This is a genomic window from Arthrobacter sp. D1-29, from assembly GCF_054130585.1.
Genome location: NZ_CP096383.1, coordinates 1033613 through 1050401 on the forward strand (window position 1 = coordinate 1033613; position 16789 = coordinate 1050401).

The 16789-nt window shown below is 63.5% G+C and carries 13 protein-coding genes; 11 read left to right on the top strand and 2 right to left on the bottom strand.

Annotated features, from left to right (window positions below):
* Nucleotides 1–72: 72 nt before the first annotated feature.
* The 10 genes from speB to M1E17_RS04925 all read left to right on the top strand — a co-directional run bounded on the left by speB (nt 73) and on the right by M1E17_RS04925 (nt 13743).
* Nucleotides 73–1137 carry an agmatinase gene (speB, locus tag M1E17_RS04880; RefSeq protein ID WP_457965832.1) on the top strand — a complete coding sequence of 355 codons (1065 nt, stop codon included), beginning with the start codon at nt 73–75 and terminating at the stop codon, nt 1135–1137.
* 4 nt (nt 1138–1141) lie between these two features.
* Entirely contained in the window at nt 1142–2896 is a 1755-nt protein-coding gene (locus M1E17_RS04885) for a thiamine pyrophosphate-binding protein (protein ID WP_457965833.1), read from the top strand.
* Between the two features lie 174 nt (nt 2897–3070).
* A complete protein-coding gene (locus tag M1E17_RS04890) occupies nt 3071–3547 on the top strand; it encodes a MarR family winged helix-turn-helix transcriptional regulator (protein WP_457965834.1) in 477 nt (158 codons plus the stop codon).
* Between the two features lie 10 nt (nt 3548–3557).
* Nucleotides 3558–5222, top strand: a complete 1665-nt coding sequence (locus M1E17_RS04895) for an MFS transporter (protein ID WP_457965836.1) — start codon at nt 3558–3560, stop codon at nt 5220–5222.
* A gap of 278 nt (nt 5223–5500) precedes the next feature.
* Complete coding sequence (locus M1E17_RS04900; protein ID WP_457965837.1) at nt 5501–7234, top strand: ABC transporter ATP-binding protein; 1734 nt, start codon at nt 5501–5503, stop codon at nt 7232–7234.
* A complete protein-coding gene (locus M1E17_RS04905; protein ID WP_457965838.1) occupies nt 7231–9300 on the top strand; it encodes an ABC transporter ATP-binding protein in 2070 nt (689 codons plus the stop codon). The genes M1E17_RS04900 and M1E17_RS04905 overlap by 4 nt, the downstream gene beginning before the upstream one ends.
* Before the next feature lie 149 nt (nt 9301–9449).
* Nucleotides 9450–9866 (top strand): acyl-CoA thioesterase, encoded by a 417-nt coding sequence (locus tag M1E17_RS04910; protein WP_457965839.1) that lies wholly within the window; start codon nt 9450–9452, stop codon nt 9864–9866.
* Nucleotides 9867–9945: 79 nt separating this feature from the next.
* Nucleotides 9946–10185, top strand: coding sequence for a PLDc N-terminal domain-containing protein (locus M1E17_RS04915; RefSeq protein WP_457965840.1), 240 nt, complete (start codon nt 9946–9948; stop codon nt 10183–10185).
* 89 nt (nt 10186–10274) lie between these two features.
* Nucleotides 10275–12506 carry an McrB family protein gene (locus M1E17_RS04920; protein ID WP_457965841.1) on the top strand — a complete coding sequence of 744 codons (2232 nt, stop codon included), beginning with the start codon at nt 10275–10277 and terminating at the stop codon, nt 12504–12506.
* Between the two features lie 43 nt (nt 12507–12549).
* Nucleotides 12550–13743 carry a 5-methylcytosine restriction system specificity protein McrC gene (locus M1E17_RS04925; RefSeq protein WP_457967569.1) on the top strand — a complete coding sequence of 398 codons (1194 nt, stop codon included), beginning with the start codon at nt 12550–12552 and terminating at the stop codon, nt 13741–13743.
* A 33-nt stretch (nt 13744–13776) separates the two neighbouring features.
* Here the strand turns inward: M1E17_RS04925 and M1E17_RS04930 are convergent, their stop codons facing one another.
* Complete coding sequence (locus tag M1E17_RS04930) at nt 13777–15432, bottom strand: sensor histidine kinase (protein WP_457965843.1); 1656 nt, start codon at nt 15430–15432, stop codon at nt 13777–13779.
* A gap of 101 nt (nt 15433–15533) precedes the next feature.
* On the opposite strand from M1E17_RS04930, the gene M1E17_RS04935 reads away from it, so the two are divergent.
* A complete protein-coding gene (locus M1E17_RS04935; protein ID WP_457965844.1) occupies nt 15534–16307 on the top strand; it encodes a response regulator transcription factor in 774 nt (257 codons plus the stop codon).
* On the opposite strand, the gene M1E17_RS04940 is transcribed toward M1E17_RS04935, so the two are convergent.
* On the bottom strand, nt 16280–16690 hold the full coding sequence (locus M1E17_RS04940; RefSeq protein ID WP_457965845.1) for an Hpt domain-containing protein: 411 nt from the start codon (nt 16688–16690) through the stop codon (nt 16280–16282). The two genes, M1E17_RS04935 and M1E17_RS04940, sit on opposite strands and share 28 nt — an antisense overlap.
* Nucleotides 16691–16789 lie beyond the last annotated feature (99 nt).

The window sequence follows — 16789 nt, forward strand, 5'->3', positions numbered from 1 at the left end:
TGCACATAGGACAACCCAGGTGTATGATGGCAGTCACAACCGCTGATCAATCCTCGAAGGAGAGGCCTCCCTTTGGAAGAGCTGCGCATCGAAGCCAACGGCAATCTTGGCCCCATCGATTCATCCCGTATTCCGCGCTACGCCGGCGCCGCGACGTATGCCCGCCTTCCCCGCCTTGACCAGGTGGCCAAAGCCGACGTCACAGTGGTGGGTGTTCCCTTCGACTCAGGCGTCTCCTACCGCCCGGGCGCACGCTTCGGCTCCAACCACATCCGGGAAGCCAGCCGCCTGCTGCGCCCCTACAACCCGGCCTGGGATGTTAGCCCCTTCGAAAACATCCAGGTGGCGGACGCCGGTGACATGGCGGTCAACCCCTTCAATATCAACGAGGCCATCGAAACTGTTCAGCAGAATGCCCTGGACCTGACCTCAGGCGGGAGCAAGCTGGTGACCCTGGGCGGTGATCACACCATCGCGCTGCCCCTGCTGCGCGCCGCGGCTGAACGTGCCGGCGGCCCCCTCGCCATGCTCCACTTTGACGCGCACCTGGACACCTGGGACACCTACTTCGGCGCAGAATACACCCACGGAACCCCGTTCCGCCGTGCTGTGGAGGAGGGCATCCTGGACACGGAAGCCATCAGCCACATCGGCACCCGCGGCCCGCTGTACGGCAAAAAGGACCTCGACGACGACCACCGGTTCGGGTTCGGCATCGTTACCTCCGCGGACGTCTACTACCAGGGCGTCCTGGAAACTGTGGCCAAGGTCCGGGACCGGATCGGCAGCCGCCCGCTCTACATTTCGGTGGACATCGATGTCCTGGACCCTGCACACGCCCCTGGCACCGGCACCCCCGAAGCCGGCGGCATCACCAGCCGCGAACTGCTGGAAATCATCCGCGGCTTCCGCGGCATGAACCTGGTGGGCGCGGACATCGTCGAGGTTGCCCCTGCGTACGACCACGCCGAGATCACCGGCGTCGCCGCCAGCCATGTGGCGTTCGAGCTGGTGACCCTGATGGCGGACAATGCCGTGGCGGGCGACCGTTTCGGTGCAGCCAACGGCTATGCCGCGCAGGCGCTTGGCCAGGAAGCCCGCCAGCCGGCCGGGTTCGCGGCAGCCGGCAAGGAGTAGTCCCATGATCGATGACGGCGCCGGAACGGCCGCGGCCGGGGCAGTGGATAAAACCGGAGCAGGGGACAAAGCCGGAGCAGGAGAAAATAAGGGAACCGATGAGCGCAACGGCGGGGACCTCGTCGTCGAGACCCTTGAAGCATTGGGCGCCAAAACGGTCTTTGGCATTCCCGGCCAACACGCGTTGGGCCTGTTTGATGCAATGGGCCGCGGCAATCTGCACTTCGTCTCCTCCCGGGTGGAAAACAACTCGGCTTTTGCCGCCGACGGCTATTCCCGCGCCACCGGCGAAGTGGGGGTGCTGTTCCTGTCCACCGGGCCGGGTGCGCTGACGTCACTGGCCGGACTGCAGGAGGCCTACGCAACGGGTGTGCCCATGGTTGTTGTGGCAAGCCAGATTCCCCTGGAGGGCCTGGGTGCCCGGCGCAAGGGCATGCTCCACCAGCTCGATGACCAAAAGGCCTCGGCGGCAAACGTCACCAAGAGCCAGCGCCTGATCCAGCACGCCTCCGGCATTCCGTCCGCCATCCAGGACGCCTGGACCGAAGCCATTTCGTCACCGCAGGGCCCGGTCTGGCTGGAAATCCCGCAGAACGTCCTGCTGGATCCCATCATGGTTCCGCCGGTGGAGGACGCCCTCGCCGAAGCGGCGGACAACCCGCCGCGCGTCGAGCTGGTCCGTGAAGCAGTGAAATGGCTCTCGACGGCGGAGCGCCCGGCCATCATTGCCGGCGGCGGCACCCGCCGAGGCCGGGCGGAGAAGTCCCTGCTGTCCATCGCAGAGAAGCTCAGGGCTCCCGTCATCTGTACTCCCGGCGGCAACGGCGCGTTTCCCTGGAACCACGAGCTGTCCCTGCAGTCCTGGATCGAGGACCGCTACATGACCGACGTCCTGGAGGATGGAGACGTCCTGGTTGTGATCGGTTCCTCCCTGGGTGAAGTGACGTCCAACTACTTCACCTTCGAGCCGCGTGGCCGGATCATCCAGATCGACGCCGAGCCGCGTGTGCTGGAGTCCAACCGTCCGGGCCTGGGAATCCGCGCAGACGCCGGTCAGGCGCTCGCAGCCCTGGATGAGGCCCTGGACACGGCCTTGGAGCGGGATCGGAAAGCATCGCCCACGTGGCACGGGGTTACCCCGGAGGATCTGGTCAGGGAGTCGCTGGCAAAGGTCAAGGCCCGGCTCGAGTCCCAGGACCTGGCCAAGGAACTGAAGTTCATGGCGGACATCCGCGAGGCTGTCCCCCCTGACATGCAGACCTTTTGGGACATGACCATTTCGTCCTATTGGGCCTGGAGCTGCTGGGATGCGCGCCAGGGCCAGTTCCATTCAGCCCAGGGCGCGGGCGGCCTGGGCTTTGGCTATCCGGCGGCCATCGGTGGCGCAGTGGGGCTGGAAACGGTGGGAAAACCGGGACGTGTGCTGGCTGTATCCGGTGACGGCTCGGCCATGTACTCCATCTCGGAACTCGCCACGGCCAAACAGCACAACATCCCGGTCACCTGGCTGATTGTGGACGACGGCGGCTACGGCATCCTGCGCGAATACATGGTGGGCGCCTTCGGCAAAGCCACGGCCACCGAGCTCGCACGCCCTGACTTCGTCAAGCTCGCCGAAGCCTTCGGTGTGCCGGCCACCCGGGTGGCCCCCGAAGAAGTCGGGGACGCGCTGAAAGCCGGATTCGCCGCGGACGGACCCAACGTCGTCGTCGTCGAAACCCTGCTCAAGATGTTCGCCCCCACCCACACGGAGGACTGACCTCCCGCCTCCCAACAGCGCGAACGAACACTTGAGGCCCCATTTCCGCGAGGATTTGGGGCCTCAAGTGTCCGTTCGCGCTTGTGTTTAAGGCACCCTTCACCAGATTAGTTTCCTAAAGCAACCTTTTAGCTATATAGTTGCCTTAGGCAAACAAGGAGGGAACGTCCAGTCATGGCAGTTGCGCCGAATACCGCGGCAGAGCTCGTCTACCAGATCTTTGATCTACAGGGGGCGGTACGCTGCGTGGCAGCAGCGAGCCTTCGCGGGCAGGAAACAGGGGTCGCGCTGCAGGGCGTTCTCAGGTTCGTGGGGGAGGGGGAGACCCGCGCCACACGGCTCGCTGAGCGGCTGGGCGTCAGTGCCCCGGTCCTCAGCCGCCATATCGCGGATCTGGAGGAGCAGGGGTACGTCATCCGCCGGCAGGATCCCGACGACGGCCGTGCCCAGCTGGTTGCGCTGACCTCCAAGGGCTCTGAGAAGCTGCGCCACATCGAGGAGCAGCGTACTTCGGCCCTGCAGGACTACCTCCGGGAATGGAGCCAGGAGGATGCCGAGGAAGCAGCAAAGACCCTGCGGAAACTCACCGATTCCCTCAAAACTTCAGCCCGGGCAAAGGCGGCCGGACGTTCGTCAGTTACCACGTCTTAGGAGTATCCACATGTCGAGCCAAACGGCTGCAGCACCACCCGTGGCGATGACCCACCGCCAGATCATGGAAGCCCTGACCGGGCTCCTCGCCGCCTTCTTCACGGCCATCCTCAGCAGCACCATTGTGGCGAATGCGCTGCCCACCATCATGTCCGAGCTCAAAGGCACCCAGACGGATTTTGCCTGGGTCATCACGGCTGCGCTGCTTGCCAACGCAGCCACCACGCCCATCTGGGGAAAACTGGCCGACCTCTACGACAAGAAGCTGCTGGTCCAGCTCAGCATTGTCGTCTTCGTGGCCGGCTCCGTCATGGCGGGACTGTCCCAAACCATCCCGTTGCTTTTGGCGGCACGGGTGATCCAGGGCGTGGCCATGGGCGGGCTCACCGCCATGGCCCAGGCCATTATCGGCACCATGATCCCGCCCAGGGACCGCGGAAAATACTCCGGCTACATGGGCGCCGTGATGGCAGTGGGCACCGCCGGCGGCCCGCTCCTGGGCGGGTTCATTGTGGACAGCCCGCTGGGCTGGCGCTGGACGTTCTTTGTCTGCGTCCCGCTCGCCATCGTGGCCCTGATCCTGTTGCAGATCACCCTGAAGATCCAGCACGTCCGGCGCCCCGCAAAGATCGACTGGCTGGGTTCCATCCTGCTCACCTCCGGCGTCAGCCTGCTCCTGATCTGGGTCTCCTTCGCCGGCAACCCCGCCTACTACGGCTGGATCTCCTGGCAGTCCGCCCTGATGGTGGGCGGCGGCGTGGTGCTCCTAGGCCTGCTGGTCCTGGTGGAGTCCAGGGTGGAACAGCCCATCATTCCGCTCAAGATTATCTCCGAGCGGACCACCGCCCTGGCCATCCTTGCCTCGGTGGCAGTAGGCGTGGCCATGTTCGGTTCCTCCACCTTCCTGGGCCAGTACTTCCAGGTGGCACGCGGCGCCAGCCCCACCGAAGCGGGGCTGCTGACATTGCCCATGATCGCCGGCAACCTGGTGGGCTCTGTCGCGTCCGGCCTCCTGATCAGCCGTACCGGCAGGTGGAAGGGCTACCTGGTGGCCGGCTCAATCCTGCTCATCGGCGGGCTCGGCCTTGCCGGCACCATGGACCACACCATCGAGCTGTGGCACGCAGGCGTTTTCACGGCGGTCCTGGGATTGGGACTTGGCATGCTGATGCAGAACCTTGTCCTGGCCGTGCAGAACACCGTCCGGGCCGCTGACATCGGTACGGCCAGCGCGTCGGTGGCGTTCTTTCGGTCCGTGGGCGGTGCCATTGGTGTTTCGGTTCTTGGTGCCGTTCTGGCCAGCCGGGTCAGCGAACTTGCCGGCCAGGGACTCAGCGCGGCGGGCATTGCCGTGGAGGGCGGCCCGGCAGGGACCAGCATGGACCTGACCCACATGCCCGAGCCGGTGCGCGAGATCATGCGGGCGGCCTATGGCGATGCCACCGCTGAAGTCTTCCTCGTCTCGGCAGCTGTGGGCCTCGTGGCGCTGATCTCTGTCCTGTTCATCAAGGAACGCCCGTTGCGGCGCACCGTTGACGTGCAGGAGGCGGAAGCCGCACGCAGGGCGGAGCCAGGATCGGGGTCAGGGACAGGACGTCAACCAGCGTCCCGGTCAGGAGCCGCTGAGGCAAAACTGGAAAGCCCGACGGCGGAACTCGCCTCAGTCCACAGCTGACCGGCGGTGCTGGCTGGGCGCCCGTCAGGTGGTGTGCTCCGGCACGTCCGCCGTCCCAGGTGGCGCGAACGGACACTTGAGGCCCTGGACGTCCAGGGCCTCAAGTGCCCGTTCGCGCAGGGATGCCTGCAGTGCATACTCCGATTGGATGATCTTTCCGCGCGGCTGTTTCGCCGGGGCAGGGGATTTCGTACAGTTGGAAGGCTAATTATTGTCAGCCCCGGCTGCTACTTCTTATTCGTACCAATTCGCGCTCTCTTCTTTAAGGATCCGTGGGCATGCTCCTCACCCTCATACGGCGCTATTCGAAACCGTATATGCCATACATCGTGGCCGTCATTGTCCTGCAACTGGCGTCCACGATTGCCGCGCTCTACCTTCCCAGCCTCAATGCCCAAATTATCGATGAGGGTGTTTCCCGCGGTGACACCGATTTCATCTGGCGTACCGGCGTTCTGATGCTCCTGGTCGCCTTTGTCCAGGTTGGTACCGCCATCGCAGGTGTTTACTACGGATCCAAGGCAGCCATGGCGGTGGGCCGGGACCTGCGCCGCGGTGTGTTCCGCAAGGTCACCAGCTTCTCGGCCAAGGACGTAAACGCTTTTGGCGCGCCCACCCTGATCACCCGCGGCACCAACGACGTCCAGCAGGTCCAGATGCTCGTGCTGATGGGCCTGAACTTCATGGTGGCCACGCCCATCATGTGCATCGGCGGCATCATCATGGCGCTCCGTGAGGACCTCAACCTCTCCTGGCTGGTGTGGGTCTCTGTACCCGTGCTGATTGTGGTGGTGGGCTACCTGGTGGTCCGCCTGATGCCGCTTTTCCGTTCCATGCAGAAAAAGATCGACGGCATCAACGCCGTCCTGCGCGAGCAGATCATCGGCATCAGGGTGGTCCGCGCCTTTGTCCGCGAACCCTATGAAACCGAGCGCTTCGGGGAAGCAAACAGGGAACTGACAGACGTTTCATTGAAGATCGGCGCTCTCTTTGTCCTGATGTTCCCGGCCATCGGCATGATCCTCCATCTCTCAACGGCAGCCGTCCTGTGGTTCGGCGGCCAGCGCGTTGACTCCGGCGACATGCAAGTGGGTGCCCTGACCGCCTTCCTCCAATACCTCCTGCAGATCCTCATCGCAGTCATGATGGGCACATTCATGGCCATGATGATTCCGCGGGCCTCGGTCTGCGCGGACCGCATTGGTGAAGTGCTCGACGTCGAACCCTCGATCCACGATCCTGAGCAGCCGGAGAGTCCGGCCACCCTCGCCGGTGTCGTCGAATACCGGAACGTCACGTTTGCGTACCCCGGTGCCGAGTCACCGGTCCTGAGCAACATCAGTTTCACCGCCAGGCCGGGGGAGACGCTGGCCATCATCGGTTCCACGGGCGCCGGCAAAACCTCCTTGCTGTCGCTTCTGCCACGCCTCTATGACGTGGCCGAGGGTGAGGTCCTCCTTGACGGCGTGTCCGTCAGCAAGCTGGACCGGTGCGAAATTACCAAACGGGTGGCGCTGGTTCCCCAGCGGCCGTATCTGTTCTCCGGGACCATCGAGCACAACCTGCGCTTCGGGAAAACCGAGGCAACGGACCAGGAGCTCTGGGAGGCACTGGAGGTATCGCAGGGCGAGGACTTTGTCCGGGAAAAGAAGAACGGCCTGAACGCGCGCATCGCCCAGGGAGGAACCAACGTCTCAGGCGGCCAGCGGCAGCGGCTTTGCATCGCCCGTGCCCTGGTGACCAAGCCCAAGGTGTACCTCTTTGACGATTCCTTCTCTGCCTTGGATGTTGCCACCGATGCACGGCTCCGCGCTGCACTGAAAGGCACCACTGCTGATGCAACGGTGATTATCGTTGCCCAACGGATCTCCACCATCACCGAGGCCGATCAGATCCTGGTGCTGGACAACGGCCGGATCGTGGACCGCGGCACCCATGAAGAACTGCTGGAAACGTCACCCACCTACCAGGAAATTGTGGAATCCCAGCTGAGCGTGGAGGAAATGGCATGAGCGGCCGCAAGAAGGATTCAACAAAGGCCGGGGACATGGCAGCAACACCACCGGCTGTACCAGATTCCATCGACGTTCTCGAGGACGACGAGTTCTTCGAGGAGGAATACAAGCCCTCCGAGGCCGACGGCGATATGTTCGGCGGCATGCCGGCGAAAAAGGCGGAACACTTCTGGCCTTCGGCCAAGCGGCTGATGGGCCTGCTCAAGCCGGAGTCGCTGGGCATCTATGCTGTCGTGGCCCTGGTACTGGTGGCGGTGGTCCTGAACGTCATTGCGCCCAAGATCCTGGGCCAGGCCATGGACGTGATTTTCGGCGGCGTGGTGGGAAAACAGCTTCCCGCCGGTGCCAGCAAGGAAGAGTTCGTCGAGGGGCTGCGCCAGCAGGGACAGGACAACTTTGCGGACATGATCTCGAAGATGGAAGTGGTTCCCGGAAGCGGCATCGACTTCCAGAAACTATCCGTCCTGATTGCCATTGTGCTGCTGATGTACTTCGTTGCCAACATTTTCCTCTGGCTCCAGGGCTACGTCCTGAACCGCATTGTCATGAAGGTCATCCGCCGGCTCCGCGACGATACTGAAAAGAAGCTGAACCGCCTGCCGCTGAACTACTTTGACACCCGCCAGCGGGGCGATGTCCTCTCACGGGTGACCAACGACGTCGACAACATCCAGCAGGCACTCCAGCAGGCCTTTGCCCAGCTGATCAACTCGCTGCTGACCGTCATCGGCATTGTCATCATGATGTTCATCGTGTCCTGGCAACTGGCAGTCATTGCGCTGATCGCACTTCCGCTCTCCGGTGTTGCCGCCGGAATCATCGGGTCCCGCAGCCAGAAGCTCTTCGCCGCGCAGTGGAAGAACACCGGGGCACTCAACGGCCAAATCGAGGAATCCTTCTCAGGCCATGACCTGGTGCGGGTTTTCGGCCGCGACGCAGACATGCTGGAACGCTTCGAGGAGCGCAACGAGGCACTGTACAAGGCCAGTTTCGGGGCACAGTTCGTCTCCGGCATCATTTTCCCGGTGATGCAGTTTGTCTCCTACCTCAGCTACGTGGGCATAGCCGTTGTGGGCGGCCTCCGGGTCGCCTCAGGTTCCATGTCCCTGGGGGATGCCACCGCGTTCATCCAGTACTCACGGGAATTCACGCAGCCGCTGGGCCAGATGGCCGGCATGGCCAACATGCTCCAGTCAGGCGTGGCGTCCTCGGAACGAGTATTCGAATTCCTGGACGCCGATGAGCAGGATCCGGAGACTGCCACCGACCACTTGCCCGCCAAGACGGACGGCCACGTGGAGTTCAGGGATGTCACATTCAGCTACACCGAGGACAAGAAGCTGATCGAGAACCTGTCCTTCACCGCGCAGCCGGGGCACACCGTCGCCATTGTCGGCCCCACCGGAGCAGGTAAAACCACTTTGGTGAACCTGGTGATGCGCTTCTACGAGATCAATGCAGGCTCCATTACCCTGGACGGCGTGGACATCACCAGGCTGACCCGTGCCGAACTCCGGTCCAAGGTTGGAATGGTGCTCCAGGACGCCTGGCTGTTCGGCGGCTCCATCTACGACAACATCCGCTACGGCAACCTGGACGCCACGGAAGAGCAGGTGATGGCTGCGGCAAAGGCCACCTTCGTGGACCGTTTTGTGCGCGCCCTGCCGGAAGGCTACAACACCGTGATTGATGAGGAAGGCAATAACGTCAGCGCCGGTGAGAAGCAGCTGATCACCATCGCCCGCGCGTTTGTGGCCAACCCGTCGCTGCTCATCCTGGATGAGGCCACCAGCTCGGTGGACACCCGCACGGAACTGCTGGTGCAAAAAGCCATGGCAGCCCTCAGGACCGACCGCACCAGCTTTGTCATCGCGCACCGTCTTTCCACCATCCGCGATGCCGACACCATCCTGGTGATGGAGAACGGCCAGATCGTCGAACAGGGTAACCACAGGGTCCTTTTAGCGGCTGAGGGGGCGTACTACCGGCTCTACATGTCCCAGTTCGCCGGGTCCGACGCTGAAGAAACACCTGTGGACGACTCGACGGCGGTGCACAGCTGAGCGGGCAGGGCGCCGGGGTCGAGGCATCTGCCCAACCGGCATCTTCCCAGCAGGCACCCGCCTCAGAGGCAACTGCCGCGGGGCGGGGACCCGCCTCAGAGGCGCCTGCCCCAGAGCAGGCACCACGGCGCATTGAGGTCTTGGTACCGATGCGATGGGGCGACATGGATGCCTATGGGCATATCAACAACGTCCAGATCGTCCGGATGCTCGAGGAGGCGAGAATCGCCGCCTTCGGGCCACCCCGAGGTGCGGGATTGCCGGGGATCGAACCACACGTTTCCCTCTTCAATGATGTTCCGGAAGGCACCATGGCGTTGGTGGTGGACCACAAGATCCGGTACGTCAGGACCTTGGAATACCGGAATATTCCTGCAGTGGTCCAGGTATGGATTGGCGCGGTGAAGGGAGCCAGCTTCGACATCCACTATGTGGTGCAGGATCCGGTCAGCAGGGAAGAGTGCGTCAGAGCCAGCAGTCATTTGGCGTTTGTGGATGAAGCAACAGGCCGGGTGCTGCGTCTGACCCCGGAGCAAAAGGAGCGCCTCCGGCCCTTTGTTATCTAGCCCAAAGATGCTTCCTGCCACCGTTGCGGTGGCAGGGTGGTACGACTGAAACTTAATACCCGGACTAAGGAGTTTGATCATGGCCAAGATGAAAAAGAAGACCTGGAAAGAAATGTCGCCCGCCGCACGGACGGGGACAATTGTTGTGGGAATTGCGCAGGTGGCGCTGATGCTTGCCGCCCAGCGGGACATCTCGCGGCGCCCGGCGGAACTGATTAACGGGCCGAAGGCAGCATGGCGGATGGGGGCCCTGATCAACTTCGTCGGACCCATGGGCTACTTCGTGTTCGGCCGCAAGCGGCCTGGGGCGGCTAAATAGAGGGCGGCCGGACCCTGCTCAGCTAGTCCCCAGCCGGGGAGCTGGTCCCATGCAGCGGACACCCAGCTTAAGGCTGTAAATTTGACGGCATGATCCCTGCCCCAAAAACTGCCATCACCCGTGCCCTCGGTATCTCGCAGGAGATAGAGGACGCGGCTTGGTTTGTGCTCGGGCCGGGCCTGCAAGGCAAGCCGTCCGCCTTGGACGGGCGTACTCTCACGTGGACAGCTGAGGCCGCGGCTGAGCTGCTGGAGCGTCTGGAACGCGGTGTTCCGGACGCCAAGGCACCCATGATGACCAACCTGCGCGAGAACCTTCAGGACGCATCCCGCGGCGCCAAGCAGCTGGCGGTGGAGCTGCTCTTCCTGCAGTCGTTGCCACTGGCGCATGAGGTCAAGTCCCTTAAGGTCAAGCGGGCCCGCGTGGCCGAGGCAGCCTCCTGGCTGGAACCTCCGCTGGAGCTGCCCGAAGAGCTCTACAAGGGCATGACAGACCATGGCGTGATCAGGGACCGCACCGCAGAATTCAACTGGACCATTTGGGACCATCTGAAGTGGCTGTGCCGGTTTGTCCAGCACGTGGACCAGCAGGTCCCGGAGGCCATCACCGCAGCGCTCAGGGATCCGCTGAAGTTCCATGCGTTGGCCTCGTCAACGCCGGGTGACCAGCCGGCCATCCGGCGCAGCATCGAGTACCTGGCGTGGCCCAGCTACTTTGAGCCCGTGGTGGCCGACGTGGAGCGCCAGGAGATCCGCGACGCCTTTGCCTCGCTGGTGGGCGGGGCCAAGGGTGACAGCGACGAGGACATCACCGCAGACATACACCGGATCCGGCTCCACCTTGATGAACAGGCCGGGCAGCGCATCGACTGGTACGCGCGCCAGCTGGTGAGCCAGTGGCGCAAGGTGGGCGACCCCGGCAGGCGGGCATGGCTGCTGCGCACGCACAGCGACAATACCGAACTGCTTAGCGCCTGGCAGGGCGAAGAAAAGGTGACGCTCGACGTCGAACACCTCCGGCTGCTCGATCCCGGCGTGACCGCCGGGCTGGTGCAGCACGCCGTCGATGAGGACTACAAGCATCTGGGCTATGTTGAGCGCGAGGACACCAAGACCGCCGTCTTTGCCTTCCTCACGGTGATGAAGCCCGGCGATCTGGTGCTGTACCAGCACTCCGGCTCAGTCCGGCTTGGTGTGGTCCTGGGTGAGCCCGAACATAACGAGGACAACCGCCGGATGCGCCGCAAGGTTCGCTGGTTCGACGAAGGCCATACCACTACCTCCCTGCCGCGGCACGTCCAGCGCCAGCTTGCCACTCCAGGGATCATCGTGGACGTCACCAAGGTGGCGCAGGCGCTCCAGGCGCTCCTCCCGGCCGAGGCCGAACCGGAAGACGACGACGCCGGCGACGCGTCCGCCGTCGTCGAGCCTGCCCAGGAAGGCTTCCGGCCGCTTACTGCCGAATTCGCGGAATCGCTGCACATGGACCTGGAGCCGTTGCAGGAGATCGCGGAACTGCTGGAAGAAAACCGACAGCTGGTTCTCTACGGTCCGCCTGGAACCGGCAAAACCTACCTGGCCAAACACCTCGCCGCCGAACTGGCCGATGACAGCACGGACGAACGCGTCAAACTGGTGCAGTTCCACCCGTCGTATGCCTACGAGGACTTCTTTGAGGGCTACCGGCCGGACAAAACAGACGAAGGCCAGGTGTCCTTCAAACTTGTGGCCGGGCCGCTGCGACGGTTGGCCGAGGAAGCTGCGAAGCCGGGCAACGAAAAGAAGCCCTACTTCCTGATCATCGATGAGATGAACCGGGCCAACCTGGCCAAGGTGTTCGGCGAGCTCTACTTCCTGCTCGAATACCGCGACGACAGGATCTACCTGCAGTACAGCCCGAACGAGCCGTTTACGCTGCCGGACAACCTGTACATCATCGGCACCATGAACACGGCTGACCGCTCCATCGCGATGATGGATGCGGCCATCCGCCGCCGGTTTGCCTTCATTGAGCTGCATCCGCAGACGGAGCCCGTGAAGGGTTCGCTGCTGCGCTTCCTGCAGGCCAGGCAGCTGGACACCACTCCGGCGCTGCTCCTGGATGCGCTGAACACGGCCATCGATGAGTGGGACCGGGACCTGATGATCGGTCCGTCCTACTTCATGAAGCCTGCAGCCCAGACGCCCGCAGGCCTTCGCCGCATCTGGAAGTACGAGCTGATGCCCCTGCTGGAGGAGCACTACCACGGCCAGTTGACCCGGGCGCAGCTTGAGGAGCGCTTCGGACTGGACCAGCTGCTGGGACGCCTTGCTGCCGGGTAGGGCTGTGAGGACCGGCGCCGTGCAGACAGTCCGGCACCTGACCTTGGATGAGCTGTCTGCAGGGATCGTGGACCGGCTGGACCCGGCCAGTGCGGCCTTCCTGAACTCCAGCGGCCTGGCCAAGGCGTCGCCGATGGGGATGGGACTGTACCGGATTGAGCCTGTGGGCAAGGTGGGCTCCGTTCGGACCAGCACGGTGCAGCTGGACGTGCGGCCCAAGGACAGGCTGGGGCTCAGCCGGCTGCTGTTCCTTCTCAGCTACGCCGGCAATCAGGGATTCCGTTCCGATTCCGTGGCCGCCGTCGAAGAGCGTGAGCTGTGGAGCGCGCTGGCCGAATCCCTGGCCCAGCTCGCCGAACGTGCGCTGGGCCGTGGCGTCCTGCAGGGCTATCTGACAGTGGATGAGTCCCTCCGGACGGTCAAGGGCAGGATCCGCATCTCCGACCAGATCTCCCGCCGCCCCGGAATGCTGGTTCCGCTGGAAGTGTCCTACGACGAGTTCACTGAGGACATCGCCGAAAACCGCATCCTGCGTGCCGCGCTGGACAGGATGGGCCAGGTCCCGCGCGTCCGCCCGGAAGTCCTGAGCCGCCTCCGCCAGCTGAAGGGAAAGCTCGACGCCGTCACCCGGCTGGCGTCGGGCGCGCCGCTGCCGCCGTGGAAACCCAGCAGGATGAACGTCCGCTACCAGCCGGTCCTGCGCCTGGCCGAGCTGATCCTGCGCAATGCCTCTGCCGAGGCCGGTGACGGCAAGCAGCAGACCGCATCATTCGTGGTGGACATGGCGCAGGTCTTTGAGGACTTTGTGGGGACCGCCCTCCGGGAAGCAATGGCCGCATACCCGGGGGAGCTGCGGCTGCGGTACAACGCCCTCCTGAGCGAGGCGGTCAGGGACTCGGACCGGCTGTCCGTGCAGCCTGATGCGGTGCATCTGCTGGGCGGCCGGCCGGTTGTGGTCTACAACTCCAAGTACAAGGCCGCCTCGGACCTAGGGGCATCCCTCACAGTTGACCACTACCAAATGCTGGCTCACTGCACCGCGCTCAGGGTACCCACCGCCTGGCTGGTTTATGCCGGACCGGGTGAGGTGAAGCTCCGGCGGATCCTCAACACTGACATCGACATTGTGGAGTTTCCCCTGGATCTGTCCCGGCCGCCGTCGGACATCCTTGCCGCCATTAAGGACCTCGCAGAGCAGTCCTGGGGCGAAGTGGTGCGCCAGGCCAGGGTCGGCTAGGAAACGGCTGCCAGCCCCTCCTGCCTCAATCGCCTAGACGGGCACCCGGAACGTAAAGGTGGTGCCCTCGCCCAGGTTGCTCTCGACGTCGATGGTGCCGCCGTGGGCTTCCACAATCGCCTTGCTGATCGGCAGGCCAAGGCCTACCCCGGGGATGGTTGTCCGGCGCACGTTGCTGGTGCGGAAGAATTTGGTAAAGACGTTCGCCTGGTCCTCGGAACTCATACCCATGCCCGTATCGGTGACCCGGCACGCCAGCAGGCTCTCGTGCTGTTCCAGCGCGACCAGCACGCTGCCCCCATCCGGCGAGTACTTGATGGCATTGGAGACCAGGTTATCGAGGACCTGGGAGATGCGGGCGGCGTCGACGTGCGCATCCAGCCGCTCCGGGGTTGCGGCCTGAAGGGCCACCCGCGAGGCAGCTGCTTTGGGCAGGGCGGCGGACACACTGGCACGGACCAGTTCCGCGACGTCCACCGCCTGGGGCGTCACAATCAGCTGGCCATGCCGGACGGCCAAAAGATCGGACACCAAAGTGAGCAGCCGCTCCGAGTTGCGCCGGATGATCTGTAGCGGATTCTTTTGGTGCTCTTCCGGATCGTCGTCCTGCAGGATTTCGACATAGCCCAGGATTGAGGTCAGGGGTGTCCTGAACTCGTGCGAGACGTTGGAGACAAAATCGTCCTTGGCCGCGAGGGCGTTCACGAGGTCCGTGACGTCACTGAACACAATCACCGAACCGGCAAACTGGCCATCCTGGTCTTTCATCGCCCTGGCAGTGGTGGTGATGGCGCGCTGTTCCTTGCCTGAACCGAGCCAGACAAGGTAGTCCGTGAAGGTCTCGCCGGCGATGGCGCGCCGGACGGGGCGTTCCGCCACCGGGACCGGGGTGGTGCGGTCGGGCTCAAAGACCAACAGCTGCGATTCGTTGGGATCGGCAATGTCCTTGGGTGTGGCCAGTTTGTGGTTGGCGCGCTGCTTGCGGTTCATGAGGATGTCGTTGCCGTCCGCATCCACGGCAAGGACGCCGAGATGGACGGTGTCCAGGATGGTATTCAACAGGGACTCGTGCCGCTTGCTGGTCCGCAGGCTGTCTTGGAGCTGTGCGTCCTTTTCCTCCAGGTCCTGTTGCTGGCGGGTCATGCTCAGGGTCAGGACACTGATGGAGACGCCAATGCCAAGCGTCATGACGGGCAGGAGCAAGGATCGTGCCAGATTGGGGCCGGTGACATTGTCATTAACAAAGAGGGGCACCCAAATAATGGCCAGGGGTGCAAGGAAGGACAGCCAGAGGGCTGTCCGCGGATAGTAGCCGGAGGCGCACAGCCAGATCACGGGGAATACAGCCAGCAGGCTGATGCCAATCAGGCTTTCTTGCCCACCTTCACGCCCCAGCCCAATCGAGACGAAATCCAGCAGCGGAAGCAGCAGGAAGCTGGTGTAAGGCAGCCGCTCCCAGGGCACTACGTAGCAAAGCACCATGATGGCCAGCTGGGACACGAGGAACGCAGCAAAAAGGGGGTTGCCCAGGGTGTCCCGGAAAAAGGCCCAGACCAGGATGGCCGTCAGCACCGTTGTGACGAAAAGCGGCATCTGGCTCAAGGCCACCCGCTCCCGCAGGGAGTACTCGTGGAACGGCTGGCGGAAGAACCGCACCCGGCCTGACGCCCACTTGACCGGCTCAGTCATGGACGGGAGCCTGGGGAGCCGGGTTGTTGAGACGCATACCAGAAAGGATAACGTCAGCCAGCTATACTTCTCACGGTGTTAACCTGGCTGAGGGGGCTGCAATGAGTGATGCACGTGTGGGTCTAGTGATTGAAGATGACCAGGACATCCGGGAATTAGTGCGCACTGTGCTGAGCCAGGCAGGGTTTGAGGTCACGGTTGCCTCCAGCGGCGCCGAGGGTGTCCTCGCGGCCAAAACGCTGAAGCCGGATGTGATCACCCTTGACCTGGGATTGCCGGACATTGACGGTTTTGAGGTTTCGCGGCAGATCCGGGAGTTTTCGGACGCCTACATCGTGATGCTGACCGCCCGGACCGAGGAACTCGACACCCTGATCGGGCTGGAATCCGGCGCGGACGACTACCTCACCAAGCCCTTCCGTCCGCGGGAGCTGCGCGCCCGTGTTGCAGCCATGATGCGGCGTCCGCGTGCTGCCCCGGAGCCCGCAGAAACCACTGCAGAGGCAGCCGGAGCTACGAATGGCGCCCCCGCAGCCAATGGCCGAGGGACGTACAACCACAATGGCCTCAACCTCAATTACGCATCCCGCTCTGTTGCCGTGGACGGTCAGGAACTGAGTTTGACCCGCACCGAATTCGAACTCCTGTACGCCCTCCTGGAAGCCGGCCGGACGGTCCGGACCAAGTCCGATCTGGTACGGCGCCTGCGGGATGAGGATTACGACGTCGGGGGTTACATCAGCGAAGCCGACGAACGGTCCGTGGAAGTCCACATGGGAAATTTGCGTAAGAAACTGGGAGATTCAGCCCAGAGCCCACGGTGGCTCCAGACAGTTCGAGGCGTTGGCTACCGGCTGGCTCCTGAGGAGCGCTGAGCCTGCAGGCGATGCAGGGTTTGCTTTGCGCATTGGTCGATCGGTTTAAGGAAGCCGGCAGCCAGCCGGGGTAGGGCAACGGCCACGTCGGCCTGGCGTGCCTCGCTCCGGATTTCCGCCTCAAGATCCATGGCCAGGCCGGCCAGCCGCTCCGCCCCCACCATTTGGCTGGACGTTTTGAGGCTGAGGATCGCATCCATTGCCCCGTCAAGGTCCCCTGTTGTCAGCGCGAGCCGCAGCTTGGCGATCCTGTGCGGGAGGTAGTCCATGAAGTTGGCTACGAACACCGTGCAGTAACCCTCGTCCTCGTCCAGTTCCGCCCGCAGCCTGTCCAAAACGGACTGGTCAACCAGTGGCCGGTCAGGCTCCTCAGACTGCGTCATAGCGGTCCTTTCCCCGGGGCTCCTCCGCTTCGGAGGCGAGGCGGTGTGATGAAGCATGTGTCCTTCTTCAGGTTAGGTCCGTCTACGATTGCCCGTGAA

Bases quoted from the DNA above. Each gene is read 5' to 3' on its own strand.
- M1E17_RS04940 (WP_457965845.1), bottom strand. From the start codon at position 16,690: ATGACGCAGTCTGAGGAGCCTGACCGGCCACTGGTTGACCAGTCCGTT.
- M1E17_RS04885 (WP_457965833.1), top strand. From the start codon at position 1,142: ATGATCGATGACGGCGCCGGAACGGCCGCGGCCGGGGCAGTGGATAAA.
- M1E17_RS04915 (WP_457965840.1), top strand. From the start codon at position 9,946: ATGGCCAAGATGAAAAAGAAGACCTGGAAAGAAATGTCGCCCGCCGCA.
- M1E17_RS04905 (WP_457965838.1), top strand. From the start codon at position 7,231: ATGAGCGGCCGCAAGAAGGATTCAACAAAGGCCGGGGACATGGCAGCA.
- M1E17_RS04895 (WP_457965836.1), top strand. From the start codon at position 3,558: ATGTCGAGCCAAACGGCTGCAGCACCACCCGTGGCGATGACCCACCGC.
- M1E17_RS04920 (WP_457965841.1), top strand. From the start codon at position 10,275: ATGATCCCTGCCCCAAAAACTGCCATCACCCGTGCCCTCGGTATCTCG.
- M1E17_RS04910 (WP_457965839.1), top strand. From the start codon at position 9,450: ATGCGATGGGGCGACATGGATGCCTATGGGCATATCAACAACGTCCAG.
- M1E17_RS04890 (WP_457965834.1), top strand. From the start codon at position 3,071: ATGGCAGTTGCGCCGAATACCGCGGCAGAGCTCGTCTACCAGATCTTT.
- M1E17_RS04930 (WP_457965843.1), bottom strand. From the start codon at position 15,432: ATGACTGAGCCGGTCAAGTGGGCGTCAGGCCGGGTGCGGTTCTTCCGC.
- M1E17_RS04900 (WP_457965837.1), top strand. From the start codon at position 5,501: ATGCTCCTCACCCTCATACGGCGCTATTCGAAACCGTATATGCCATAC.
- M1E17_RS04935 (WP_457965844.1), top strand. From the start codon at position 15,534: ATGAGTGATGCACGTGTGGGTCTAGTGATTGAAGATGACCAGGACATC.